Source organism: Agromyces bracchium (genome assembly GCF_009709675.1).
GTDB classification, from domain to species: Bacteria; Actinomycetota; Actinomycetes; order Actinomycetales; family Microbacteriaceae; genus Agromyces; species Agromyces bracchium.
This window is the reverse complement of the sequence record NZ_WMLB01000006.1, coordinates 176488-201423: the sequence shown is the minus strand read 5'-3', so window position 1 is coordinate 201423 and position 24936 is coordinate 176488. Positions and strand designations below refer to the sequence as shown.

Genomic DNA, 24936 nt, shown 5'->3' with positions numbered 1-24936 from the left:
CGCCGGCCGCCCCCGGCGGACGTCTTCGACGGACGCGCGGCGCTACTTCACCGCGCGGAGTGCGCCGCCGGCGGACTGCGCGATCATCGCCTCGATGTTCGCGGGGGAGAGCGAGTGGTGGATGGCGAGCATGCTCGCGCCCAGCACCGCCGCATCGGCCCCCGTCTGCGAGAGCGTGATGTGCAGCGACTCGGTCGCGAGCGGCATCGAGCGCCGGTAGACGACCTCGCGGACGCCGGCGATCAGGTGCTCGCCCGCCTCGGCCATCGAGCCGCCGAGCACGATGACCGACGGGTTCATCAGGCTGAGGCACGTGGTGAGCACCTCTCCGATGTCGCGGCCGGCCTGGCGGACCGCCTGGATCGCGTTGACGTTGCCGTTCTTCACGAGGTCGACGACGTCGCGCGAGTTCGACGCGGGGATGCCGGCGGCCGTGAGGGCCCGCGCGATGGCGCTGCCCGAGGCGAGGGCCTCGAGGCATCCGAAGTTGCCGCAGTTGCAGGCGATCTCGGCGCCGCGCGAGACGTAGACGTGGCCGATGTCGCCCGCGGTGCCCTGCGCACCGCGCTGGAGGAAGCCGCCGGAGATGACGCCCGCGCCGATGCCCGTGGCGATCTTGACGAAGAGCAGGTGGTCGGTGTCGGGCCACGCGCGCTCGCGCTCGCCGAGGGCCATGATGTTCACGTCGTTGTCGACGAGCACCGGGACGTCGATCTCCTGGCGGATCCAGCCCGCGACGTCGAAGCGGTCCCAGCCGGGCATGATCGGCGGGTTGATCGGGCGGCCGGTGCTGAACTCGACCGGGCCGGGCACGCCGACGCCGATCGCGAGGAGGTCGCCGATGCGGCGACCGGTGTGCTCGATGAGCTCGCGCGTCGCGGCGATGACCGCGTCGAGCACCACGCGCGGCCCCTCGGCGACCGCGATGACCGAGTTGGTCTCCTCGATGATGCGCCCGGTGATGTCGGCGAGCGCCACGCGGATGTGCGAGGCGCCGATGTCGACGCCCACCACGAACCGCTCGCTCGCCGTGATCGCGAAGAGCGACGAGGGGCGGCCGCCCGTCGACGCGGCCTCGCCGACCGGGCCGACGAGGCCCAGGTCGGTGAGGGCGTCGATGCGCATCGCCACCGTCGTGCGGGCGAGCCCGGTGATCGTGGCGAGTTCGCTGCGCGTGCGCGGCTGGCCGTCGCGGAGGATCTGGAAGAGATCGCTCATGGCGGTCGAGCCCAGCGCGTTCACGTGGGGCCGCGTGTCGCCGTGCGCACTTATGTCAACCATCCGTCGATTCTCCCATACCTTCCGACATAACTCGCATGCACATGCATCCACCGGAATACTCCCGGTGCCGCGGACGTGACGCGGCTAGTGCGACTTCGAACCCTGACCCGCGAAGCGCTGCTGCAGGAGCACCGCGATCACGATGATCACGCCCTTCGCGACCGCCTGGACGGAGGTCGACAGGTTGTTCTGCGTGAACACGTTGGTGAGCGTCGCGAAGATCAGGACGCCGAACACGGTGCCGGTGATCGTTCCACGTCCGCCGACGAGCAGGGTGCCGCCGACGACGACCGCGGCGATCGCATCGAGCTCGTAGAGCGTGCCGTGGGTCGAGGTGCCGGCCGTCGTGCGGCCGAGGATCATGACCGCAGCGATGCCCGCGGTGAGCCCGGCGAGCGCGTAGAGGTACATGGTGTGCCGGCGCACCGCGAGGCCCGCGAGGCGCGCGGCCTCGCGGTTGCCGCCGATGGCGACCGTGCGGCGCCCGAACGTCGTCCGGTTGAGCAGGATCCACCCCGCGACCGCGACGATCACGAAGATCCAGATCAGCATGTCGATGCCGAGCAGGTCCATGTTCATGAACTCGATGAACTCGGGGATCCGGACGACCTGGGTCGTGCGGTTCGCGAGGATCTCGGCGAGGCCGCGGGCGGCCACGAGCATCGCGAGCGTCGCCATGAAGGCGACCACCTTGCCGTACGCGATGACGAAGCCGTTGAGGAAGCCCGCGGCGAGGCCGACGGCGAGGGCCGTGAAGACCATGACGAGCCAGGTCGAGTTCTCGGCGGCCGCCTGGATGGCCGACAGCGTCGCGACCACCGATGCGAGGCCCATCACCGAACCCACGGACAGGTCGATGCCCCCGCCGATGATGACGAACGTCATGCCGATCGAGATCACGCCGATGATCGAGGCGAGCCGGATGATCACGAGGATGTTGTCGATGTTCGTGAACCGATCACCCGCGGTGATCGCGCCGACGACGAACAGTGCGGCGAGGGCGAGGATCAGGCCGAGGTTGCGGCCGACCGATCCGCTGAGGAGGCTCTTCGCCGTGAACCGGCGACGCGGCTCCGGCTGCGGCGCTGCGGGGCCGGGCTCGGCCGGGGCGATGGTCTGGGGCTGGGACTCGCTCACGCGGCGGTTCCTTTCATGACGAGGTCGAGCACCTGGTGCTCGTCGATCTGGTCTGACTTGACGGTGGTGAGGATGCGGCCGTCACCCACGACGAGGACGGTGTCGGCGAGGCCGAGCACCTCCTCGATCTCGCTGGAGACGACGACGACGGCGTCGCCGTTCGCTGCGAGCCTGCGGATCAGGGCGTAGATCTCGGCGCGGGCGCCGACGTCGACGCCGCGCGTCGGCTCGTCGAGGAGGAGCACGGACGTGCGGTTGACGAGCCAGCGGGCCAGCAGGATCTTCTGCTGGTTGCCGCCCGAGAGCGTGCGGGCCGGCCGGTCCGGGTCGGCCGGCCGGAGTTCGAGTGCGTCGATCTGCTCGGCGGCGATGCGACGCTCGCGCCGCTCGTCGACGAATCCGCCCCTGGCGAACCGGGTGAACGAGGAGAGCGTGACGTTCCGGAAGATGGGCTCGTCGAGCAGCAGCCCCTGGCTCTTGCGCTCCTCGGGCGAGAGCCCGATGCCCGCGCGGACCGCGTCGCGGACCGAACCACGACGGAGCTCCCTGCCGTTCGCGCGCACGGTGCCCGAGGTCGCGCGCCGGGCGCCGTAGATGGTCTCGAGGATCTCGGATCGCCCCGAACCCACGAGGCCGGCGAGGCCGACGATCTCGCCCGCGCGGACCGTGAAGCCCACGTCGTGGAAGACCCCGTCGAGCGAGAGGCCGTCGACCTCGAGCGCGAGCGGCGCGTCGTCGGCGACGGGGGTGGCCGGCGGGAAGACGTTCTCGACCTCGCGCCCGGTCATGCGCCGGATGAGCTCGGAGGTCGGCGTCTCGGAGACGTCGAGGCCGTTCGCCGTGCTGCGGCCGTCCTTCAGGACGGTGATGCGGTCGCCGATCTCGCGGATCTCCTCGAGCCGGTGCGTGATGTAGACGACCGCGATGCCGTCGGCGGTGAGCTCTCGGACGACGCGGAAGAGGTTCTTGACCTCCTCGCCGTCGAGCACGGCCGACGGCTCGTCCATGATGATGAGGCGCGTGTCGTGCGAGAGCGCGCGCGCCATGCTCACGATCTGCTGGTTCGCGGCGCTCAGCGTGCCCACCTCTCGGGAGGGGGAGAGGTCGCCGTGGCCGAGTCGCTCGAGCAGGCGCCGGGTACGGGAGTTCGCCTCGCCGGCGCGGAGGAACCCGCCGACGGAGAGCTCGTGCCCGAGGAAGATGTTCTCGGCGATGGTGAGCCCGTCGACGACGTCGAGCTCCTGGTACATCGTCGCGATGCCGAGCTCGATCGCGGCCTGGGGCGAGTGGAGGGTGACCTCCTCGCCGTTCCACTCGATCGTGCCCGCGTCGGGCGCGTGCGCACCGGCGAGGGTCTTGATCAGCGTCGACTTGCCCGCGCCGTTCTGGCCGAGGATGCAGTGCACTTCGCCGGCGACGATCTCGAGGTCCACGTTCTTCAGCGCCTGGACGCCGGCGAAGCTCTTCGAGATGCCGCTCATGCGGAGTAATGCCGGAAGATGGTCGTCTTTGATCACTCGAAAATCATAACCGGATCCCGCGATGACGCAAGTGCTTTTCCACGATTTCCGCCCGACTGCCTGTTCCCGCCCTGTGAGGCGGGGGCCTGGCGGCCCATGCACTTATAACGCGACACAAACATAAGTTGCGCAGATCCGGCTATCTTCTGCTACGCTCACGAAACGTCAGCGTGGACTCCGTTGGGTGTGGTGGCATCCGGATGGTTACGAAGTCCATCTGGCGGTGCTGCGTCACATCCAATGAGAGGACTACACGAATGAGTGTCACCCGCACTTCACGAGCCCGCATGCTGGTCATGGCGGGCGCTTCCCTCGCAGTCGCCGGCCTGCTGGTCGGTTGCACCGCGGGCGGTTCCGAGTCGAACGTCACGGAGAACCAGAACTCCGCCGAGGAGAACGCGGAGGCCGGCGACACGGTCGTCATCGGCTTCTCGGGCCCCGCGGCCGACCACGGCTGGCTCGGCGCGATCAACTCGGCCGCACAGGCGGCGGCCGACAGCTACCCCGACGTCGAACTCCGCGTCGCGGAGGGCACGAACGACGCCAACCTCCAGATCAGCCAGGTCGAGACCTTCGTCAACGACGGCGTCGACGCCATCGTGCTGCTGCCGACCGACGGTGCGGCGCTGACCGAGGCGGCGACGGCGGCGATGGAGGCCGGCATCCCGGTCATCAACGTCGACCGCGAGTTCTCCAGCCCGTTCGCCGCCCGTGCGACGATCCTCGGCGACAACTACGGCATGGGCGTCTCCGCAGGCACGTACATCTGCGAGCGCCTCGAGGGCCAGGACGACGCGGTGGTCGCCGAGATCGCCGGCATCGACTCGCTGCCGCTGACCCAGGACCGCTCGGCCGGCTTCGCCGACGCGCTCTCCGACTGCGGCCTCGAGGTCACCAACCGCGTCGCCGCGGACTTCACGATCCAGGGCGGCGAGGCCGTGACCTCGCAGCTGCTCTCGGCCGCGCCCGAGATCGACGCGATCTGGAACCACGACGACGACCAGGGCGTCGGCGTGCTCGCGGCGATCGACGCCGCGGGTCGCGACGAGTTCTTCATGGTCGGCGGTGCGGGCAGCGCGAACGCGATGCGCGCCATCCAGTCGGGCGACTCGGTGCTCGAGGCGACGGTCATCTACCCGTCGACCCAGGCGGCCGACGGCATCGCGCTGGCCCGACTGATCGCGCAGGGCAAGACGATGAGCGACCTCTACACGCCCAGCGTCCCGAACCGGATCGTCCTCGACGCGCCGGTCGTGACCGCGGACAACGTGGACGAGTACATCCAGTTCGCCTTCGAGTCCTGACCCGAACCCTCACGAGGCTGGGCGCCCCTCGGGGCGCCCAGCCTCCCCTACCCAGAAAGGCACTCGATCGGCATGCGTGAACGACTCCGCGTCGCGATGGTGGGCAACGGATTCATGGGAGCCGCCCACTCGCAGGGATGGCGCGTCGCCCCGAGGTTCTTCGACCTGTCGGCCGAGCCGACGATGGACGTCCTCGTCGGTCGAGATCCGGATCGGGCCGCCGCCTCCGCCGCGAAGTGGGGCTGGCGGGAGTCCGCGTCGGACTGGCGCGAGGTCGTCACGCGCGATGACGTCGACATCGTCGACATCGTCACCCCGGGCGACTCGCACGCCGAGATCGCGATCGCCGCGCTCGAGGCGGGCAAGCACGTGCTCTGCGAGAAGCCGCTCGCGAACTCGTCGGCCGAGGCCGAGGCCATGACCCGCGCGGCCGAGGCCGCCGCCGCCCGCGGCATCCGCTCGATGGTGGGGTTCACCTACCGGCGACTGCCGGCGACCGCCTTCGCGCGGCACCTCATCGCCGAGGGGCGGATCGGCGAGGTGCGCCACGTGCGCGCGTCGTACCTGCAGGACTGGCTCGTCGACCCCGAGTCGCCCATGACCTGGCGCCTGCAGAAGGATCGCGCCGGATCGGGCGCGCTCGGCGACATCGGCGCGCACGCCGTCGACATGGCGGAGTACCTCACCGGCCTTCAGGTCGCGGAGGTGTCGGGCCTGCTCGAGACGTTCGTGCGTCACAGGCCGATCGCGGGCTCCTCGTCGGGGGGCATCTCAGCGGGGTCGTCGGCGCCGGCCACCGGCATCGGCGAGGTGACGGTCGACGACGTCGCGTTCTTCCACGGGCGCTTCGCCTCGGGTGCGCTCGGCTCGTTCGAGGCCTCGCGCATGGCCACGGGCCGCAAGAACGCACTGCGCGTCGAGGTGTCGGGCTCGGAGGGCGCGATCGCGTTCGACCTCGAGCACCTCAACCGCATCGAGTACTACGACGCATCGGCCCCCGCGGCAGAGCAGGGCTTCACGTCGATCATCGTCACCGAGCCCGAGCATCCGTGGGTCTCGGCGTGGTGGCCCGCCGGACACCTCCTCGGGTACGAGCACGGGTTCGCCAACCAGGCGCACGACTTCGTCGAGGCGATCGCCTCGGGCTCCGACCCGAGCCCGTCGTTCGCCGACGGCCTGCACGTGCAGCGGGTGCTCGATGCGGTCGAGCAGAGCTCCGCGTCGTCCGCGGCCTGGGTCGGCGTCCTGGGGGGCGTCGGGGACTGACCGCGGCGAGATCCGACCGGCCGGGTTCCGCGAACGAAGGGGAGGTGCGGGATGTCGTCCATCGGATCCGTGCGGCTCGACGGGCGGGGGGAGCGAACGGCCGAGACGGCCGGAGGCGCGGACGGCGGGGTGGGCCGAGTCGAACGCGCAGGGGCCGACCTGGTCTCCCGCGTCGAGGCCGCCGTCGCGCGCACGCCTGCCGCGGTCTCGGCCGCGTGGGCGGCGGTGGACGCGCCGGCGGGTGACCAGCGGGAACTGCGCGAGCTCGTCGACCGGCTCGCCGCGCAGCGCGGGGGGAAGTACCTCCGGTCGCGGCTCGCCGCAGCGGCCTACCTCGGCATGGGCGGCACCGACGCCGGGGCGTGCGACGCGATCGCCGCGGCGGTGCAGCTGCTGCACGTCGGGCTCTGCGTGCACGACGACCTGATCGACGGCGACGACCGCCGGCACGGCCGTCCGAACCTGTTCGGGGCGACGCGCGAGTCGCTGCGATCGATCGGCACGGTCGCGACGGCCGACCACCGGGCGGCCTCGGCCGCCCTCCTCGCGGGCGACCTCGCGATCGGGGAGAGCATGGCGATCCTCGGGCGCGCTCCCGTCTCCGACCGGATCCGCGTCTCGCTCGTGCTCGAGGCGGTGAGCGCCCTCGAGCGGGCGATCTCGGGCGAGCTCATGGACGTGCGCGGCGAGGAGCTCTCTCCCGAGTCCGCACGGCCCGCTCTCACGGCCGAATTGAAGACGTCGGGTTACAGCATCGTCCTGCCGCTCCGGCTCGGCGCCCTCGCGTCGGGGCGAGCGGATGCTGCGGCCCTCGTCGCGCTCGGCGAGTACGGCCGGCACCTCGGCGTCGCCTACCAGTTCATGGACGACGAGCTGGCCGTCTTCGGCGATCCGGCTCGCACCGGCAAGTCCACGAGCTCCGACATCCGCTCCGGCAAGCGGACGTTCCTGCTCCAGCTCGCCTACGCGGGCTCGTCGGAGCACGACCGGGCGAGCCTCGACCGCGATGTCGGCCGCTCCGACCTGTCGGACGCGGGAGTCGAGCGGGTCCGGGCGATCATGCGCGACAGCGGCGCCCTCGAACGGCATCGCGCGTGCATCGTCCGCCGCGCGACCGACGCCGTGGACGCGCTCGAGGGCGCGGGCCTGCCCGAGTCGCTCGTCGCGTACCTCACGGTGCTCGCGAGGAGCGTTCCCGGTCGCTCCGCCTGACTTTCAACTGAACACGAGCGGGTTATCGCTCTAGCAACGCAACTTCTGATTGACCGAGGATGCAAGCTCGGCTAGCTTCGAAAACGGGCACGGCGCCCACGCGCAACGGTGCACAGGAAATGGAGTTCGACGATGAACGAAGGACGGACCGGGATCTGGTTCGTGGGCGCTCGGGGCAGCGTCGCGACGACCGCGACCGTGGGCCTCGCCGCCCTCGCCGAGGGGCTCGTGGCGCCGGTCGGGCTGACCACCGCCGGGCCGGAGTTCGACGGCGTCGCGCTTCCCGCCTTCGCCGACCTGGTGGTCGGCGGCCACGACGTCGACGACACCCCGCTCGCCGACCGCGCCCGCCGGCTCGCCGCGGGCGGCATGCTCCCGGGCCGGATCGTCGAGGCGGTCGCACCGCGGCTCGACGCGGTCGATGCCGACATCCGCCTCGTGGCGCGCAGCCCGCGCGGCACCCAGCGCGACGAGATCGCACTCCGCGCCGCCGACATCCGCGACTTCCGCGAACGTCACGGACTCGCCCGCGTCGTCGTCATCGACGTCGCCTCGACCGAACCGCTCCCCGCCGACCGACCCGACTTCCACGACCGCGCCGCCCTCGAGTCGGCGCTCGACGACGCGTCCTCCGAGCCGCTGCCCTCCAGCACGCTCTCGGCGATCGCGGCCGTCTCCGGTGCGGGCGCCCCCTACGCGTGCTTCACCCCGTCGCTCTCGCTCGGCATCCCCGCGCTCCGCGACCTCGCCGCGGAGTCCGGCGTGCCGGTCGCCGGCCAGGACGGCAAGACCGGCGAGACCCTGCTCCGGACCGTGCTCGCGCCGATGTTCGCCTCGCGGGGCATGCGCGTGCTCTCCTGGGCGGGCGCGAACCTCCTCGGCGGCGGCGACGGCGCGACGCTCGCCGACCCGGCCGCCGTGCAGTCCAAGCTCGTCTCGAAGAACCGCGGGCTCCACGACCTGCTCGGCGACGACGTCGTGACACCGCTCCACATCGACAACGTGCCCGACCTCGGCGACCTCAAGACGGCGTGGGACCACGTGCACGCCGAGGGCTTCCTCGACACCCGGATCACGCTGCAGACGACGTGGAGCGCCTACGACTCGACGCTCGCGGCGCCGCTCGTGATCGACCTCGCCCGACTGCTCTCGCTCGCCGACGGGGCCGGTGTCACGGGCCCGGTCGCCGAGCTCGGCTACTTCTTCAAGGACCCGTGGGGGAGCGACGAGCACGCGTTCGCCCGCCAGGCCGACGAGCTCGTGTCGTGGGCGCTCCGGACGGCGGTCCGGAGGTCTGCGGCGCAGGTGGCCTGAGGCGGCGCGGGTGGACGCCTCCACGTTCCTCCAGCTGGTCCGCGCGCCCGCCGGGCTCACGGTGCTCGGCGACACGACGGCCGGCATGGCCGCGGCCGGCCGGCGCGGCATCCTGCCCCGGCTCGGGCTTCCGGTCGCCTCCGTCCTCCTCTACTGGGGTGGGATGGCGCTGAACGACGCCGCCGATGCCGAGCTCGACCGGGTCGAGCGCCCGGAGCGGCCCATCCCGTCCGGCCGGGTCTCGCGGCGCGCGGCAGTGGCGACGGCCGCCGGGCTCACCGTGGCGGGCCTCGCCGTCGCGGGCCTCACGGGCGGACGATCCTCGCTCGCCGTGGCCGCCCCGCTCGCCGCGTCGATCTGGGCCTACGACCTCGCCGCGAAGCGCGGCCCGCTCGGCCCGGTCGTCATGGCGGCGTGCCGCGGCCTCGACGTGCTGCTCGGCGCGGGAGCCGACGGCGCCTCGGCCGCGGCCCGACCCGCGATCGTCATGGCCGGGCACACCGCGAGCGTCACCGCACTCGCCCGCGGCGAGGTTCACGGCACGCACCGGGCCGTGGCTGCGGCCTCCGTCGCGGTGACCGCCGGTTCGGCGATCGCCGCGGTGCGTCCGGCAGCGGATGCCGCGGGCCTCGTGTCGTGGGCCGCCGCCCTCCGGTTCGCGGTACCGGCCATCCGGGCGCAGGCCCGCGCGGCCGGAACGCCGACCGCCCCCGTCGTCCGCGACGCCACGCGTCGCGGCATCCTCGCCATGGTGCCCCTGCAGGCGGCGCTCACCGCACGTGCCGGTCGTCCGATCGACGCGATGGTGCTGCTCGCGATCGACGTGCTCGGCGGCATGCTGACGCGGCGCGGCGCGAAGGGGCGTGAGATCACGTGACCGCGTCGACGACCATCGCGAGGCCCGTGCTCGGCTACGGCACGAACGGCCTCGCCGACCATCCGCTCGGAGCCGCGCTCGAGGTCGTGCAGGCGCACGGCTACGGCGCGATCGCGCTCACCCTCGGCCATCCGCACTTCGACCCGTTCGCCGACGGATGGCGGGGCCGCGCCGAGGTGCTCCGCCGCGACCTCGACGCGCGCGGCCTCCGGGTCGTCGTCGAGACCGGCGGCCGCTACGTCCTCGATCCGTTCCGGAAGCACCGGCCGAACCTGCTCGACGACGACGCCGAGGCCGACGAGCGGGTCGCGTTCCTCGTCCGTGCGGTCGAGACCGCCGCGATCCTCGGCGCCGACTGCGTCTCGCTCTGGTCGGGCGTGCGGCCCGACGGCGTCGACCCCGACGTGGCATGGCGTCGGCTCGTCGAGCGGATGGCCGTGGTCGTGACCGCGGCCCGGGCCCACGGCGTCCGGCTCGGGTTCGAGCCCGAGCCGGGGATGCTCGTCGAGACCGTCGCCGACGCGCTGCGACTCCGTGCCGAGCTGGGCGACCCTCGCGAGTTCGGCCTCACCGTCGACCTCGGCCACTGCGTGGTCGTCGAGCCCGGCGGGGTCGAGGCCGCCCTGCGGGCCGCAGGCGACCTGCTCGTGAACGTGCAGGTCGACGACATGCTGCCGCACGCGCACGAGCACCTCGAACTCGGCACGGGAGCGCTCGACCTCGACCTCGCGTTCCGCACGCTCGCCGAGCTCGGCTACGACGGCGTCGCCGCCGTCGAGCTGCCGCGCCACTCGCACGCGGCGCCGCGCCTCGTGCGGGAGAGCATCGCACGACTGAACGACGTCATCGGAAGGATCGGGTGAACCGCATGGAAGAGCAGGGAGGGGTCCGAGCCGGCGGGCCGGGAGCGCGCTCGAGCGCGACGGCGGCGTTGGCGCGGGCCGGTGCTCCGGCGATCGTCGTCGCCGACGAGCTCGAGACGCGCTACCGGAGCGGCGACACCGAGGAGCGCGTCCTCGTGCTCGGCGTGCTCGACCGCATCGCGGCCGAGCACGCGGCGCCCGACCTCGTGCGATCGGTCGGCATCGACCTCGTGCGCGACGCGCTCCGCACGAACGACCCGCGGCTCGTCGCGGCCGCGATGGGCCCGTTCGCCGGCCGGCACCTCGGAGACCACGACTGGCGGCACGGCGTCGTGAAGCTCGTGTTCATGGGCGTGCCGCTCGCGGGCGTCGCCCGGCTCGACGAGCGCGCCGACGACGAGCTCGCGCGCATGGCGGAGGACCTCGCCGAGGAGCGCGAGGCGGCCGGCCGGCCGATCCCCGACGACCTGCGCGCGCTGCTGCCCGCCGACGCATCCCTCGAGAAAGGACGCTGACCATGCGCATCTTCGACCCGCACATCCACATGACCTCGCGCACGACCGACGACTACGAGGCGATGTACGCCGCGGGCGTGCGCGCGGTGGTCGAGCCGGCGTTCTGGCTCGGGCAGCCGCGCACGGGCGTCTCGAGCTACCTCGACTACTTCGACGCGATCACCGGCTGGGAGCGGTTCCGGGCCTCGCAGTTCGGCATCCGCCACCACGCGGCGATCGCGCTGAACCCGAAGGAGGCGAACGACCCGCGCTGCCGCGAGGTGCTGCCCGAACTCGACCGGTACCTGCGTCGGGAGTCGGTCGTCGCGGTCGGCGAGACCGGGTACGACTCGATGACGCCCGAGGAGGACGAGGTGCTCGAGACGCACCTCGACCTGGCGAAGCGCCACGGCCTGCCGGTCGTCGTGCACACGCCGCACCGCGACAAGAAGCACGGCACGCAGCGCACGCTCGACGTCATCGCGAACTCGGGCATCGCGCCCGAGCTGGTGGTGCTCGACCACCTCAACGAGGTCACGGTCGACCTCGTCGCCGAGCGCGGCTGCTGGATGGGCTTCTCCATCTATCCGGACACGAAGATGGACCCGCAGCGCATGGTCGCGATCCTCCAGCGGCTCGGCACCGAGCGGATGCTCGTGAACTCGGCTGCGGACTGGGGGCGCTCCGACCCGCTGCTCACGGCGAAGACCGGCCGGGCCATGCTCGAGGCGGGGTTCGCCGAGGCCGAGGTCGACCATGTGCTGTGGGAGAACCCGGTCGCGTTCTACGGGCAGAGCGGACGGCTCGACGTGACGCCGCTGCCGGGCTTCGAGCTCGGCGGCGAGGCCGAGCTGTTCGAGGGCAACTCGATCCTGCGAGGCGCGGCGGCGGTGCCCGTGACGGCGGCGGCGGCGACGGTGACCGGGGCGAACTGATCGTGCACCTCTCGTACTGCACCAACGTGCACCCGGCCGAGGACCTCGACGGGGTGATCGCGCAGCTGCACGCCGCCGCGGGCCCGATCCGTCGGGCGGCCGGGCTCGACGTGCTGGGCGTGGGCCTGTGGCTGCCGGCGCCGCTCGCGGCGCGCCTCGCGACCGAGCCCGCAGCGCTCGACCGGCTGCGCACGGCCCTGGCCGAGGAGGGGCTGGAGGTCCGCACTTTGAACGCGTTCCCGTTCGAGGCGTTCCACGCCGAGGTCGTGAAGCTCGGCGTCTACCGGCCCGACTGGACCGACCCGGCGCGGCTGGAGTACACGATCGACGCCGCCCGCGTGCTCGCCGAACTGCTGCCGCCGGGCGCGGAGGGCAGCATCTCGACACTCCCGCTCGGGTGGCGCGAGGGGTGGGATGCCGGGGCCGACGCCGCCGCCCTCGTCGTGTTGGGGGCGCTGACGGCCGAGCTCCGCGCCATCCGTGCCGAGACCGGCCGCGTCATCCGCCTCGCCATCGAACCGGAGCCGGGCTGCGTGCTCGACGACGTCGCCGACACGGTCGCGTGGCTCGACGCGCACCGCGAGCGGGTCGACCTCGAGCACGTCGGGATCTGCCTCGACACGTGCCACCTGGCCGTGTCGTTCGCCGATCCGCGGGCCGAGGTGGAGCGCATCGCCGCGGCGGGCATCCGGGTCGTGAAGGTGCAGGCCTCGGCCGCGCTGCACGTCGAGCGACCCGGCGACCCGGGCGCCCGCGATGCCGTCGCCGGGTATGCCGAGGACCGCTACCTGCACCAGGTCCGCGAGGACGCCGCCGGCGGGGTCATCCGCGTCGACGACCTCCCCGAGGCGCTCGACGACCTGCCCGCGGCGGCGTCCTGGCGCGTGCACTTCCACGTGCCGTTGCACCTCGCACCCGAGCCGCCGCTGACCTCGACGACGCACGTGCTCGAGGCCGCGCTCGACGCGGTCACCGCGACCCAGCCCGTGGACGAGCTGCACGTCGACGTCGAGACGTACACGTGGACCGTGCTGCCCGGTGTCGACGCCGACCACCCCGTGGACCTCGTCGAGGGCATCGCGGGCGAGCTGCGCTGGGCGGCCGAACGCCTCGCCGAGCGGCAGGGGCAGCCGGCATGACCCGCCCGGTGCTCCTCCTCGACGTGGTCGGCCTGACGGCCGACGCGCTGCGGCACATGCCGCAGCTGTCGCGCATGGCCGAGCGCGGTTCCCGCGCCGAGCTCGGCACGGTGCTGCCGGCGGTGACGTGCTCGGTGCAGTCCACCGTGCTCACCGGACGGATGCCGCGCGAGCACGGCATCGTGGGCAACGGATGGTACTTCCGAGGGCTCGGCGACGTGCTGCTCTGGCGACAGCACAACCGGCTCGTCGAGGGCGAGAAGCTCTGGGAGACCGCCCGTCACCGCGCCGGCGGCGCCTACACGAGCGCGAACCTCGGCTGGTGGTACGCGATGGGCGCGACCACCGACCTCACGGTCACGCCGCGCCCGATCTACCACGCCGACGGCCGCAAGTCGCCCGACTTCTACGCCCGGCCGCCCGCGCTGCACGACGAGCTCCGCGACGCGCTCGGCGGGTTCCCGCTCTTCCAGTACTGGGGGCCGACCGCGTCGATCCGCTCGACGCAGTGGATCGTCGACGCCACGCGGCGCGTGCTCGACGGCCCCGGCACGCCCGACCTCACGATGGCGTACCTGCCGCACCTCGACTACGACCTGCAGCGGTTCGGCCCCGACGCGCCCGAGGCGGCGCGCGCTGCGGCCGACCTCGACCGGGCGATGGCGCCGCTGCTCGACCAGGCCGATGCGCAGGGCGTCACCGTCGTGGCCCTCGCCGAGTACGGCATCGCGGGCGCCGACCGCCCGGTCGACGTGAACCGGGCGCTCCGCCGCGAGGGCCTGCTCGAGGTGTACGTGCAGGACGGGCGGGAGCAGCTGGACCCGTGGACCTCGCGCGCGTTCGCGGTCGCCGACCACCAGGTCGCGCACGTCTACGTCGCCGACCCCGCCGACGAGCCGCGCGTCGCCGCGATCCTGCGCGGGCTCGACGGCGTCGACGAAGTGCTCGACCGCGAGGCGCAGGCCCGGTACGGCCTCGACCACGCCCGGTCGGGCGAACTCGTCGCGGTCGCCGCGCCCGGGGCGTGGTTCACCTACTACTTCTGGCTCGACGACGATCGCGCACCCGAGTACGCGCGAGGCGTCGACATCCACCGCAAGCCCGGCTACGACCCCGCCGAGCTCTTCTTCGACCCGGCCGACCGGCTCGCGAAGGCGAAGGCCGCCGGCAACCTCGCGAGGAAGGCGCTCGGGCTGCGCTACGCGATGAGCACCGTGCCGCTCGACCCGTCGTGCGTGCGCGGCACCCACGGGCGCCTGCCCGACTCCGCCGCCGACACCCCGTTGCTGCTGAGTTCCGACCCGGCGTTCCTGGACGGCGCGGGCGACCGCGTCGCGGCGACCGCCGTGCGCGACCTCGTGCTCCGGCACCAGGGCCTCGGCGAGCGGATGCCGCAGCCGCCCGTGCGCGACCGTGTCGCGCCCCGATGACCACCGAACCCCGAGAGAGGATCCGAGCATGACCGACACCCCAGCCACCCACCCCGTAACCCTGTTCACCGGGCAGTGGGCCGACCTGCCGTTCGAGGAGGTCGCGCGCCTGGCCTCGGAGTGGGGCTACGACGGCCTCGAGATCGGCATCGGCGGCGACCACCTCGACACGAAGCTCGCCGACGAGGAGCCCGGCTACCTGAAGGAGAAGCAGGAGCTCCTGAAGCGCTACGGGCTGGAGGTCTACGCGATCTCGAACCACCTGACCGGCCAGGCCGTCTGCGACGACCCGATCGACTTCCGCCACCAGGCGATCGTGCGCCCGTACACGTGGGGCGACGGCGACCCCGAGGGCGTGCGGCAGCGCGCGGCGGAGGACCTCAAGCGCACCGCGCGCGTCGCGCGGAAGCTCGGCGTCGACACGGTCGTCGGCTTCACGGGGTCGAAGATCTGGCAGTACGTGGCGATGTTCCCGCCCGTGCCCGCCGACGTGATCGACGCCGGATACGAGGACTTCGCGAACCGCTGGAACCCGATCCTCGACGTGTTCGACGACGAGGGCGTGCGCTTCGCGCACGAGGTGCACCCCTCCGAGATCGCCTACGACCACTGGACGAGCGTGCGCACGCTCGAGGCGATCGACCGCCGTCCGGCGTTCGGCTTCAACTGGGACCCGAGCCACATGATGTGGCAGGGCGTCGACCCGGTCGGCTTCATCTGGGACTTCCAGGACCGGATCTACCACGTCGACTGCAAGGACACGCGCATCCGCACGGCGAACAGCCGCTCGGGCATCCTCGGTTCGCACCTGCCCTGGGGCGACCCGCGCCGCGGCTGGGACTTCGTCTCGACCGGCCACGGCGACGTGCCGTGGGAGGACGCGTTCCGCGCGCTCGACGCGATCGGCTACACCGGCCCGATCTCGGTCGAGTGGGAGGACGCCGGCATGGACCGCCTGCACGGCGGCCCGCAGGCCCTCGAGTACGTGCGCTCCCTCATCTGGCCGCGCCCGACCGCGTCGTTCGACGCGGCGTTCTCGAACCAGTAGGGCGGATGCCGCGAGCCCGCGCCGCCCGTCGAGCAGACCCTCCACGTGGTCGCGCTCGCGGGCGGGCGGGCTCGAAGGGGAGGGCCACTGGTCCCAACGGCGCACTCCCGACCCGTGGTACGGTCCGCGCGGAAACGGCGGTCCGAGCGCACGGCACCCGGTCGGGCGAAACGGCGCCAGAACGGGAGAAGACCGATGCAACGACGCACCGGGGTCCGCAGCAGGCTGGCCCGACTCACCGCACTCGCCGCCTCCGCCGCCGTCGCGGTGTCCCTGACCTCCGTCGCACCTGCCGCTGCGGCTCCGCCCGGTGGGAACAACGGCGGCAAGGACATCGCCTCGACGACGGCGAACTACCTCACCACCTTCTATCCGATCTGGTTCACGCACTTCCAGACGACCGAGCTCCCGGTGCCGGTCAACCACTTCATCGGGCCGAACGAGATCTCGCCCGTGTACCAGGCGGTCGTCGCGATCAACGACGACACCCTGTACGCCAGCACGCCGCTCGACGTCAGCGGAGACGATCCGGTGGGCGTCGTCGTGCCGGCCACGCCGGTCGCCTATTCGGTCCTGCTCGTCGATCCCTACGGCAACGTCTACCCGTCGGGCATCCCGTCGCGGAAGGCCGGCGAGGGCACCGAGACACTCGAGTACGCGCTGATCGGCCCGAACGCCTCGGACGACCTGCTCGGTGCCGAGGTCGTCCAGCTGCCGCTCGAGCACATGATCATGATCTTCCGCGTCGACAAGCACCTCGGCACCGACGACGTGACGGCCGAGGCCGAGGCGTTCCGCACCGGCATCCTCGTGGACGGCGTGGCCACGGCCGTCAAGCCGGTCGAGGAGTTCGGCGTCCCGGTGAAGACGATCGCCGATGAGCTGGTCCGCCTCGACCCCATCGAGTTCCTGCGCCAGACGCAGGTCGCGGTGGCCGACGACGGTTGGACCCCGCCGCTCACCCGCCAGGAGCAGAAGCTCTCCGACGACTTCGACCGGCTCTTCGGAGACGGCTCCGGCCTCACAGCGGGAGAACGCGCGCAGTTCGCGCAGGGGGCGAGGTCGGCGCACGACGCCCTCATCGCCAACTACCTGGACCATCGGGGCTCGACGAACTGGACCCACTTCACCAACATCGGCGCGTGGAAGAAGAACGTGCTCGATCGGGCCTCGATCACGGAGTTCTGCCAGTACTGCAACACGATCGAGACGGCCGCGTACTACCACGCGTTCTACGACGGCACCGGCGCTCCGCTCGACGGGTCGAACCCGAACGGCTACGTCCTGACGTTCCCGGCCGACCAGATTCCCGACGCGGAGCGCTTCTGGTCGCTGACGGCGTACACGCCGCAGGCGATCCAGCCGATCCCGAACGCCATCGACAAGTACGTCGTCGCGAGCTACACGGAGGGCCTGGAGACGAACGCCGACGGGTCGATCTCGATCTACCTGTCGGTGACCCAGCCCGACGGCGTGCCGGTCGCGAACTGGCTCCCGGTCCGTGACGGGACGTTCAACGTGATGCTGCGCGTCTACGGCGTCGTGCCGAAGAGCGACATCGCGAAGGACAAGTACCTCCCGCCCGCCATCCAGCTGCGCTGAGGTCGAGGCCGACGGCGCCCGCCCACCACCACGGTGGGTGGGCGCCGCGGCGCGGGCGGCCGGTGTCGCCGACGGATGGCCCGGATCGGCCATGCGCGGATGGCCCGCTCTCGCGATGTGCCATCGGCCGGTCCGGAGTGGACTCGAAGGGTCGATCCGCCCCTCGGGGCCAGAACACCGGGAGTCGCCATGTCCATCGCCATCGTCGCCGCACCGCTCGCACCCGCAGGCGTCGCCCGCACGCGCGTCGTGCCTGCACCGTCCGCGCGGGCGCCGCACGCACTCGTCCCAGCCATGCCCGCGGCCGCCGCGCACTCGCCCGCGGACGCGGGGTCGATCGCCTACGCGTCCATCGCGCACGGCACGTCCCGCGGGTACTACCGCGTGCTGTTCGAGTCCGGGCCCGTCGACGCCGCCGCGTTCGCGACGCTCGCCGGCGTCTCGATGCGCGAGTCGCAGCGGTGGCTGACCGAGCAACTCGGGTTCGGCCTGCTGCGCCCGGTCGAGGCGACCGCCGAGGTCTACCTGCCCGGCGAGTTCGCGCCCGTCCTCCTCGACGCCCGCGACCCGGCCGAGCTCGACTCGGCGCGTCGCATGCTCGCCGAGCGCTCCGGCGACCTGCCGGAGGTGCTGCGGACGCTGTGGACCGGGTCGGAGGATCCCGCCGAGCACCTCTCGCGCGGCATCGGCCGGCTCTGGGCGCGGATGTTCGCGGCCGCGAGGTGACCGCCCCACGGGCGGCCTACCGCTGGCCCGAGCATCCCTCGCCTTCCTAGACTGGGGCCGTGGACGCCGCGGACCAGGTCATCCGATACGCGGAGCACGACGGCGCCTCGATCGCGTGGTCCGCGATCGGCCGCGGTCCGCCGCTCGTCATCGGCGGCTGGTGGTGCAGCCACCTCGACCTCGACTGGCGCCAGCCCCGCTTCCGACGCTTCGCGTCGGGCCTCGCGGAGGGGCGCACCGTCATCAGGTACGACCGGCCCGGAACCGGTGCGTCCGATCGCGGGCGGATGCCGCCGAGCACGCTCGACGAGGAGCTCGCGGTGCTGGAGGCGGTGGTCGCGGCCGCCGACGTCGGCCGGGTCTCGCTCCTCGGCGCCTCGTCGGGCGGTGGCGTCGCATCGCTGTTCGCGGCGCGGCATCCGGACGCCGTCGACCGCCTCGTGCTCTACGGCACGTACGCGCGCGGGGCCGACCTCGCACCGCCGGCCGCACGCGAGGCGATGCTCGCCGTGGTCCGCCAGCACTGGGGCATCGGCTCGCGCGTGCTCTCCGACCTGTTCATGCCCGATGCGACCGCCGCCGAGCGCGACGAGTTCGTCGAGTTCCAGCGCCGCGCGGCGACGCCCGAGGCCGCGCTCGCATCGCTCGCCGAGGTCTACGCGATGGACTCGACCGGTCACCTCGGCGAGATCCGCACGCCCACGCTCGTCCTCCACCGCCGTGACGACCGGGCGATCGCGTTCGCGCTCGGTCGGGATGTCGCCGAGCGGATCCCGCACGCCCGCTTCACGGCCCTCACTGGCGAGGACCACTTCCCCTGGCGCGGCGACGCCGACGCGATCGTGCGCGAGACCCGCGCCTTCCTCGGCGACCGCGTCGAGCCCGCGCGGGCGGTCGACGGGCCGGACCCCGCGACGCAGGGGCGCGCGCCGCACCTCACCGAGCGCGAGCGCGAGGTGCTGCGCCTCGTCGCACGCGGCGAGACCGACGCCGAGATCGCAGCCCATCTCGTGCTCTCGGTCCACACCGTGCACCGGCACGTCGCGAACATCCGCGCGCGGCTGGGAGTGCCCTCACGTGCGGCGGCCGCGGCCTGGGCGCTGCGCAACGGACTGATCTGAGTTCCGTGCCGCGCGCCCACGAGGCGCGAAGGTGGGCGGATGCCGCGGCCGGAGGGCAGGGCCGCGGCATCCGCCCGGTCGGCTACGCCCGCTCGGTCACCGTTCCGTGCTTCAGGTGCAGCCGACGTTCGGCGCGCCTCGCGACGGCCGAGTCGTGGGTCACGATCACGAGCGTCAGCCCGCGATCGCGATGGAGGCCCTCGAGCAGCGCCATGATCTCGTCGCGGGTCTGCTCGTCGAGGTTGCCGGTGGGCTCGTCGGCGAGGAGCACGTCGGGCTCCTTCACGAGCGCGCGTGCGATCGCCACGCGCTGCTGCTGTCCGCCCGAGAGCTCGCTCGGGACGTGGTGTGCGCGATCCCCGAGGCCGACCGAGACGAGGGCCTCGGTCGCGCGCCGGCGACGTTCCTCTGCGGGGACGCCGAGCGGTTCGAGCGCGGTCTCGACGTTCTCCTGCGCGGTGAGCGTCGGGATGAGGTTGAAGCCCTGGAAGACGAAGCCGATCTCGGTGGCGCGGATGCGGCCGAGCTTCGCGTCGGGCATGCCCGACAGGTCGGCCTCGCCGAGCGAGATGCGGCCCGAGGTCGGGCGGTCGAGCGCGCCGAGCATCTGCAGCAGCGTCGACTTGCCGCCGCCCGTCGGCCCCTGGATCGCGACGAGCTGGCCGGTCGGGATCGTCAGGCTCACGTCCTTGAGGGCGTGGATCGTGCGTTCCTTCTGCCGATAGGTCTTGGTGACGTTCTCGAGGGTGTACATGTGTGGTCCTTCTTCCGGTGTCCGGTGGTGGTCTGTCCGGTGGGGTTCGGTGGGGCGGATGCCGCGGCATCCGCCCCTGCCGTCGGGAACGTCAGGCGACGCTGCGGAGCGCCTCCGCGGGGCGCAGCTTGCTGGCGCGCCATCCGCCGATCGCACCGGCGAGCAGGCCGCCGACGACCGCGAGGCCGACCGCGAGCGCGACGACGCCGAGCGTGACCGGGGCGTTCAGCACGACCTCGGTGGTCTCCTGCGCGGCCGCCATCGGGCCGCCGCCGAAGCCGCCCGCCATGCCGCCCTCGCCGCCGGGGCCGGCGGCCATGGCGGAGGAGGACGTGGTGGCCAGGCTCGGCGAGATCGCGTTGATCACCGCGATGCCGATGAAGCCGAGCGCGAGGCCCGCGGCGCCGCCGATCAGGCCCTGCACGAGCGACTCGCCCGCGACCTGGCCGGTGATGCGGCGGTTCGACCAGCCGATCGCCTTCAGCGTGCCGAACTCGCGGGTGCGGCGCGTCACGCCCTGGATCGTGAAGAGGATCGCGATGAGGAACGCGGCCGCGAGCACCGCGACCGACAGCCACAGGCCGAGGCTCGAGATGAGCGAGGACGCGCTGCCGAGCGAGCCGGAGACACTCGCGGCGAGGTCCTCCTGCGTGCTCACGGTCTGATCGGGCAGGGCCTCCTCGAGGTCGGCCTTCACGGCCGGGATGTCGGAGGCCGATGCGGCCTGGACCGAGATGTCGGAGATCTGGCCGTCCATGCCGGAGAGTTCCTGGGCGACGTCGAGCGGGATGTACGCGTTCGACGCGGTCGCGGCATCCGCCGATGTCGAGGTCACGGTGCCGACGACCTCGAACTCGGTGCCGCCGAGGTCGATCGTGTCGCCGACCGCGACGCCCTCGGTCGTGGCGTACTCGGCGTCCAGGACCACGACGTACTCGCCCGTGTCACCGGAGTCGAGGCCGCGGCCGTCGGCGAGCTCGACCGCGCTGAGCGGCCCGATCGCCTCCGCGGCCGGGTCGACGCCCGTCACGGTCACGCTCGTGACGTCGAACGCGCCGCCGCCGAAGCCGCCGCCCCCGCCCTCGCCGGGTGCGGGCATGGTGCCGTCGCCCGCGGCCGCCTGGTCGCCGCTCGACTGGTCGGTCGGCGGCTCGGGCAGCTCGCCGTCGAACGTGACGTTGGTGAGGCTGAGGGTCGCGGATGCCGCGGACACACCGTCGACAGCCTCGACCGTGTCGAGCACCGACGCGTCGAACGTCGAGGTGCCGCGGTCGACCGTCAGGCGCGAGTTGCTGAGCGTCGTGCCGTCGTCGGTGGTCTCGCCGTCCTCGGTGCCGAACTCGAAGCGCACGCCGGGGCCGCCCTCCTCGCCCCCCTCGGGCGGGCCCGAGGCCTGCGAGACGGTGAGGTCGGTGCCGACCCCGTAGACCGATTCGAGCACGGCGGCCTGCGCGTCGCGGACGCCGGCGGAAACGGAGTTGACGATCATGACCAGCGCGATCGCGAGCGCCATCCCGACCGCGATGATCGCGGTCTGCCTGCGGCGCCCGGCGAGCTCGCGCCGGAGGTAGGTGAAGAACATTCGGGGTCCTCGGGGTCTGGATCCGCTCACCGGACGGTGGGCTCGTCGGGACGCTAGGCGGGGGACCTGTGGTCGGACCATGCCGTGCCTATGACTCCGGTATGACGTCTCGGACGCGCGAGGCTATTGGAGGCTCAGGACGTCCTCGATCGGGACGCCGTCCACGAGGACGAGCGCCTCGGAAGCGCCGACCGCCTCCATCGCGGTGCGTTCGAGCTGGGCTTCGATGCGCGGGTTGTCGCAGGATCCCGCGGGCGAGGGCAGCCCGGTCAGTTCCACCGTGACGACGCCGTCGGCGCCGAGCCCGCCGTCCGTGTAGGCGAGGGTGCCGCCCGGCAGTGCCGAGTGCAGCCCCGTCGTACCGAGGTCGCGACTCGTGCCGGCGAGCAGGCGTTCCATGCTCTCGCGGAGCGGATCGGCCGTCGTCACGGGCTCGGTGACGATGCCGACCAGGCTGTCGCCGCAGCCGATCGGCTCGCCGACCGTGCCCTCGTCGCCGTAGGCGACGTAGAAGAGGACGAGCCGCTCGGCGACCGGACCGGGTGCGGTCGCCGCGGGGGTGGTGGGTTCCGACGAGGTCGCGGCCGGGGTCGGGGAGTCCGTCGGCTCCCCGGTGTCCGGGGCGCATCCGCTGAACGCGAGGACGGCGAGTGCCGTCGTGGCCGCGATCGCCGCCGTTCGAGGCCGTCGCATGGTGCCCCTCTCCGTCTCCGAACGTACGTCGGCGCGTCCTCGCGTCGCCGTGACCAACGTCCCGTCGCCCCCAAGGCCCTGCGGACCATCCGCCGCCGTCCATGGCGGGGTCACAGGCGGCATCCGCTTGCGTCATAGGAACCGCACAGGAACACGCGCATACTCGAAGTCATGAGCAGCACGACCGGCACCGGAACCGCGCACCGACCGCAGATCGCGAAGGCGGACGGCAGCGCCGTGCGCGTCCTCGTCGTCGACGACGAGAACTCCCTCACCGACCTGTTGAAGATGGCCCTGCGCTACGAGGGCTGGGAGGTGCGGACGGCCTCCGACGGCCTCGGCGCGGTGCGCACCGCGCGCGAGTTCCGCCCCGATGCCATCGTGCTCGACATCATGCTCCCCGACATCGACGGGCTCGAGGTGCTCCAGCGCGTCCGCGCGGACGGCACCGAGACGCCCGTGCTCTTCCTCACCGCGAAGGACTCGCTCGACGACCGCATCGCGGGCCTCACCGCCGGTGGCGACGACTACGTCACGAAGCCGTTCAGCCTCGAGGAGGTCGTCGCACGGCTCCGCGGACTCATCCGCCGCTCGACGCTCACGCTCGCGCAGGCGAAGGACCCGGTCCTGCGCGTCGGCGACCTCTCGCTCGACGAGGACTCGTACGAGGTCGAGCGCGACGGCGCCTCGATCGAGCTCACCGCGACCGAGTTCGAACTGCTCCGCTTCCTCATGCGCAACCCCCGCCGCGTGCTCTCGAAGGCTCAGATCCTCGACCGCGTCTGGAACTACGACTTCGGCGGCAAGGAGTCGGTCGTCGAGCTCTACATCTCGTACCTGCGCAAGAAGATCGACGCCGGTCGCGACCCCATGATCCACACGGTCCGCGGTGCGGGCTACATGCTGAAGGCGGCCGGATGACGCATCCCGGCGCTCCGGGGTACGCGGCCGCCGCCCGGCGCGCCGCGTCCGAGCGCGCTGAGTCGGAGCGCGCAGGGTCCGAGCGCGTGCAGGCGACGGATGTCGCGGGCGGCGGCTCGCCGTCGGCGCTCGGCGGCCCCGAGGCATCCGTCGCCCCCGCCGTCGGCGAGCCCAGGCGCCGCGCACCCCGCACCCTGCGCCGCACGCTCGTCATCGTCATGGCCGGGCTCGTCGTGCTCGCGAGCGTCATCGTGGGCGTGATCAGCACCGCGGTGCTGCACGGCCAGCTCATCGCCCGCGTCGACGGCCAGCTGCACCAGGCCACCGAGCGCGCGGCGCGCGCGGTCGACGGCGACGAGCCGAACGAGCAGTTCCCGCGGCCCGACCTCGGCGCCGAGGAGCTGCTACGCCTGCCCGGCCAGCCCGTCGGCACGATCGTGGCGCTCGTGACGAGCGAGCAGGGCCGCGTCGTCGCCGCGACGGCGTCGATCGACGAGGACGGCGACATCGTCCAGCTGTCCACCGAGGCGCAGGCGGCGCTCGCGTCGGTGCCGACCGATCGCGAACCCGTCACGATCGACCTCGACGCGCTCGGCGACTACCGCGCCGTCGGCGTGCCGTTCGTCGAGGACTACGGGTACGTCGTCGCCTTCCCCCTCGCCGACGTGAACGCCACGACCACCCAGCTCGCCGTGACCATCGCGATCGTCGCGCTCGCCGCGACCGTCGCCGCGCTCGCGCTCGGTGCCGTCATCGTCGGCCGCGCCCTGCGGCCGCTCGACCGCGTGACCGAGACCGCGACGCTCGTCTCCGAGCTGCCGCTCGCCCGCGGCGACGTCGAACTCCCCGACGAGGTGCCCGTCGACGACGAGCGCACCGAGGTCGGCCGGCTCGCGACCTCGTTCAACCGCATGCTGGGCCACGTCGCCGCGTCGCTGTCCGCACGCGAGCAGTCCGAGCGGAAGGTCCGCCGGTTCGTGGCGGACGCGAGCCACGAGCTCCGCACCCCGCTCGCCTCGATCCGCGGCTACTCCGAGCTCACGCGCCTGCACGGCGGCGAACTGCCGCCCGACGTGGTGCACGCGCTCGGCCGCATCGAGTCCGAGTCGCTCCGGATGACCGAGCTCGTCGAGGACCTGCTGCTGCTCGCCCGCCTCGACGAGGGGCGGGAGCTCCGGCGCGAGCCGGTCGAGCTCACCCGGCTCGTGATCGACGCCGTGGGCGACGCGCAGGTGGCGGCGCCCGACCACGAGTGGCGGGTCGAGGTGCCCGACGACGAGGTGACGGTCACCGGCGACGCGAGCCGGCTGCACCAGGTCGTCGCGAACCTGCTCGCGAACGCCCGCGTGCACACGCCCGAGGGCACCGAGGTCGTCGTCCGCGTCGCGCGCGTGCCCGCGGCATCCGCCGGCTCGGCACCGGCTCGCGTGCGGGTGACGGTGACCGACGACGGGCCCGGCATCGACCCCGCCGTGCGGGCGAGCCTGTTCGAGCGGTTCGCGCGAGGCGACGCGTCGCGGTCGCGCCGCGCCGGAAGCACGGGCCTCGGCCTCGCGATCGTGAGAGCCGTCGTGCAGGCGCACCGCGGCACCGTCGAGGTCGCGAGCGAGCCCGGCCGCACCGAGTTCGCGGTCGAGCTGCCCGCCTGACGCGCGCCGCGCGCCGCCGCGCTCGGCCGCCGTCCGCCGAGATGACGCGAACCGCCCGATCCGGTTCG

Annotated in this window: 22 protein-coding genes; 16 read left to right on the top strand and 6 right to left on the bottom strand. The window is 72.8% G+C overall.

What is annotated here, in order from left to right:
* Positions 1-42 precede the first annotated feature (42 nt).
* From GJ743_RS02160 to GJ743_RS02150, 3 genes are all read right to left on the bottom strand, one after another.
* The gene (locus GJ743_RS02160; RefSeq protein ID WP_155050403.1) at positions 43-1218 is read right to left on the bottom strand and encodes an ROK family transcriptional regulator; all 1176 of its coding nucleotides are present in this window, start codon (positions 1216-1218) and stop codon (positions 43-45) included.
* A 147-nt stretch (positions 1219-1365) separates the two neighbouring features.
* Positions 1366-2418, bottom strand: a complete 1053-nt coding sequence (locus GJ743_RS02155) for an ABC transporter permease (protein ID WP_328288701.1) — start codon at positions 2416-2418, stop codon at positions 1366-1368.
* A complete protein-coding gene (locus GJ743_RS02150; RefSeq protein WP_155050269.1) occupies positions 2415-3899 on the bottom strand; it encodes a sugar ABC transporter ATP-binding protein in 1485 nt (494 codons plus the stop codon). The genes GJ743_RS02155 and GJ743_RS02150 overlap by 4 nt, the downstream gene beginning before the upstream one ends.
* 335 nt (positions 3900-4234) lie before the next feature.
* Here GJ743_RS02150 and GJ743_RS02145 point away from each other — a divergent pair, with 335 nt between their 5' ends.
* From GJ743_RS02145 to GJ743_RS19905, 14 genes are all read left to right on the top strand, one after another.
* On the top strand, positions 4235-5242 hold the full coding sequence (locus GJ743_RS02145; protein WP_230386274.1) for a substrate-binding domain-containing protein: 1008 nt from the start codon (positions 4235-4237) through the stop codon (positions 5240-5242).
* 72 nt (positions 5243-5314) lie between these two features.
* On the top strand, positions 5315-6508 hold the full coding sequence (locus tag GJ743_RS02140; protein ID WP_230386273.1) for a Gfo/Idh/MocA family protein: 1194 nt from the start codon (positions 5315-5317) through the stop codon (positions 6506-6508).
* Positions 6509-6559: 51 nt separating this feature from the next.
* Positions 6560-7720 (top strand): polyprenyl synthetase family protein, encoded by a 1161-nt coding sequence (locus tag GJ743_RS02135; RefSeq protein WP_155050267.1) that lies wholly within the window; start codon positions 6560-6562, stop codon positions 7718-7720.
* Positions 7721-7852: 132 nt separating this feature from the next.
* Positions 7853-9034: an inositol-3-phosphate synthase gene (locus tag GJ743_RS02130; protein WP_155050266.1), complete on the top strand. Its 1182-nt coding sequence runs from the start codon at positions 7853-7855 to the stop codon at positions 9032-9034.
* A 10-nt stretch (positions 9035-9044) separates the two neighbouring features.
* The gene (locus GJ743_RS02125; RefSeq protein ID WP_328288700.1) at positions 9045-9911 is read left to right on the top strand and encodes an SCO3242 family prenyltransferase; all 867 of its coding nucleotides are present in this window, start codon (positions 9045-9047) and stop codon (positions 9909-9911) included.
* Positions 9908-10774 (top strand): sugar phosphate isomerase/epimerase family protein, encoded by an 867-nt coding sequence (locus GJ743_RS19345; protein WP_328288699.1) that lies wholly within the window; start codon positions 9908-9910, stop codon positions 10772-10774. Before GJ743_RS02125 ends, GJ743_RS19345 begins: the two co-directional genes overlap by 4 nt.
* Before the next feature lie 5 nt (positions 10775-10779).
* Positions 10780-11289, top strand: a complete 510-nt coding sequence (locus tag GJ743_RS19340) for an EboA domain-containing protein (RefSeq protein ID WP_230386272.1) — start codon at positions 10780-10782, stop codon at positions 11287-11289.
* A gap of 2 nt (positions 11290-11291) precedes the next feature.
* Positions 11292-12203: a TatD family hydrolase gene (locus GJ743_RS02115; RefSeq protein ID WP_155050265.1), complete on the top strand. Its 912-nt coding sequence runs from the start codon at positions 11292-11294 to the stop codon at positions 12201-12203.
* A gap of 2 nt (positions 12204-12205) precedes the next feature.
* A complete protein-coding gene (eboE, locus tag GJ743_RS02110; RefSeq protein ID WP_328288698.1) occupies positions 12206-13342 on the top strand; it encodes a metabolite traffic protein EboE in 1137 nt (378 codons plus the stop codon).
* A complete protein-coding gene (locus tag GJ743_RS02105) occupies positions 13339-14772 on the top strand; it encodes an alkaline phosphatase family protein (protein WP_155050264.1) in 1434 nt (477 codons plus the stop codon). The genes eboE and GJ743_RS02105 overlap by 4 nt, the downstream gene beginning before the upstream one ends.
* A gap of 28 nt (positions 14773-14800) precedes the next feature.
* Positions 14801-15820, top strand: coding sequence for a sugar phosphate isomerase/epimerase family protein (locus GJ743_RS02100; protein WP_154345704.1), 1020 nt, complete (start codon positions 14801-14803; stop codon positions 15818-15820).
* Between the two features lie 195 nt (positions 15821-16015).
* Positions 16016-17422 carry a DUF1214 domain-containing protein gene (locus GJ743_RS02095; protein ID WP_155050263.1) on the top strand — a complete coding sequence of 469 codons (1407 nt, stop codon included), beginning with the start codon at positions 16016-16018 and terminating at the stop codon, positions 17420-17422.
* A gap of 189 nt (positions 17423-17611) precedes the next feature.
* Complete coding sequence (locus GJ743_RS02090; protein ID WP_155050262.1) at positions 17612-18148, top strand: hypothetical protein; 537 nt, start codon at positions 17612-17614, stop codon at positions 18146-18148.
* Between the two features lie 59 nt (positions 18149-18207).
* Complete coding sequence (locus GJ743_RS19905) at positions 18208-19269, top strand: alpha/beta fold hydrolase (protein WP_328288697.1); 1062 nt, start codon at positions 18208-18210, stop codon at positions 19267-19269.
* Between the two features lie 82 nt (positions 19270-19351).
* Here the strand turns inward: GJ743_RS19905 and GJ743_RS02080 are convergent, their stop codons facing one another.
* From GJ743_RS02080 to GJ743_RS19150, 3 genes are all read right to left on the bottom strand, one after another.
* On the bottom strand, positions 19352-20023 hold the full coding sequence (locus tag GJ743_RS02080) for an ABC transporter ATP-binding protein (protein ID WP_155050261.1): 672 nt from the start codon (positions 20021-20023) through the stop codon (positions 19352-19354).
* Between the two features lie 91 nt (positions 20024-20114).
* Complete coding sequence (locus GJ743_RS02075) at positions 20115-21605, bottom strand: ABC transporter permease (RefSeq protein WP_155050260.1); 1491 nt, start codon at positions 21603-21605, stop codon at positions 20115-20117.
* Positions 21606-21728: 123 nt separating this feature from the next.
* Positions 21729-22298: a GerMN domain-containing protein gene (locus tag GJ743_RS19150; RefSeq protein WP_196216879.1), complete on the bottom strand. Its 570-nt coding sequence runs from the start codon at positions 22296-22298 to the stop codon at positions 21729-21731.
* 171 nt (positions 22299-22469) lie between these two features.
* Between GJ743_RS19150 and GJ743_RS02065 the strand changes: the two genes are divergently transcribed.
* A complete protein-coding gene (locus tag GJ743_RS02065) occupies positions 22470-23219 on the top strand; it encodes a response regulator transcription factor (RefSeq protein ID WP_155050259.1) in 750 nt (249 codons plus the stop codon).
* A complete protein-coding gene (locus tag GJ743_RS02060; protein WP_230386271.1) occupies positions 23216-24868 on the top strand; it encodes a sensor histidine kinase in 1653 nt (550 codons plus the stop codon). Before GJ743_RS02065 ends, GJ743_RS02060 begins: the two co-directional genes overlap by 4 nt.
* Positions 24869-24936 lie beyond the last annotated feature (68 nt).

Coding starts and splice junctions, on each gene's coding strand:
- GJ743_RS02090 (WP_155050262.1), top strand. CDS start 17,612: ATGTCCATCGCCATCGTCGCCGCACCGCTCGCACCCGCAGGCGTCGCC.
- GJ743_RS02080 (WP_155050261.1), bottom strand. CDS start 20,023: ATGTACACCCTCGAGAACGTCACCAAGACCTATCGGCAGAAGGAACGC.
- GJ743_RS02130 (WP_155050266.1), top strand. CDS start 7,853: ATGAACGAAGGACGGACCGGGATCTGGTTCGTGGGCGCTCGGGGCAGC.
- GJ743_RS02075 (WP_155050260.1), bottom strand. CDS start 21,605: ATGTTCTTCACCTACCTCCGGCGCGAGCTCGCCGGGCGCCGCAGGCAG.
- GJ743_RS02060 (WP_230386271.1), top strand. CDS start 23,216: ATGACGCATCCCGGCGCTCCGGGGTACGCGGCCGCCGCCCGGCGCGCC.
- GJ743_RS02065 (WP_155050259.1), top strand. CDS start 22,470: ATGAGCAGCACGACCGGCACCGGAACCGCGCACCGACCGCAGATCGCG.
- GJ743_RS02140 (WP_230386273.1), top strand. CDS start 5,315: ATGCGTGAACGACTCCGCGTCGCGATGGTGGGCAACGGATTCATGGGA.
- GJ743_RS02100 (WP_154345704.1), top strand. CDS start 14,801: ATGACCGACACCCCAGCCACCCACCCCGTAACCCTGTTCACCGGGCAG.
- GJ743_RS02145 (WP_230386274.1), top strand. CDS start 4,235: ATGGCGGGCGCTTCCCTCGCAGTCGCCGGCCTGCTGGTCGGTTGCACC.
- GJ743_RS02115 (WP_155050265.1), top strand. CDS start 11,292: ATGCGCATCTTCGACCCGCACATCCACATGACCTCGCGCACGACCGAC.
- GJ743_RS19340 (WP_230386272.1), top strand. CDS start 10,780: ATGGAAGAGCAGGGAGGGGTCCGAGCCGGCGGGCCGGGAGCGCGCTCG.
- GJ743_RS02095 (WP_155050263.1), top strand. CDS start 16,016: ATGCAACGACGCACCGGGGTCCGCAGCAGGCTGGCCCGACTCACCGCA.
- GJ743_RS19150 (WP_196216879.1), bottom strand. CDS start 22,298: ATGCGACGGCCTCGAACGGCGGCGATCGCGGCCACGACGGCACTCGCC.
- GJ743_RS02135 (WP_155050267.1), top strand. CDS start 6,560: ATGTCGTCCATCGGATCCGTGCGGCTCGACGGGCGGGGGGAGCGAACG.
- GJ743_RS02105 (WP_155050264.1), top strand. CDS start 13,339: ATGACCCGCCCGGTGCTCCTCCTCGACGTGGTCGGCCTGACGGCCGAC.
- GJ743_RS02150 (WP_155050269.1), bottom strand. CDS start 3,899: ATGAGCGGCATCTCGAAGAGCTTCGCCGGCGTCCAGGCGCTGAAGAAC.
- GJ743_RS02160 (WP_155050403.1), bottom strand. CDS start 1,218: ATGAGCGATCTCTTCCAGATCCTCCGCGACGGCCAGCCGCGCACGCGC.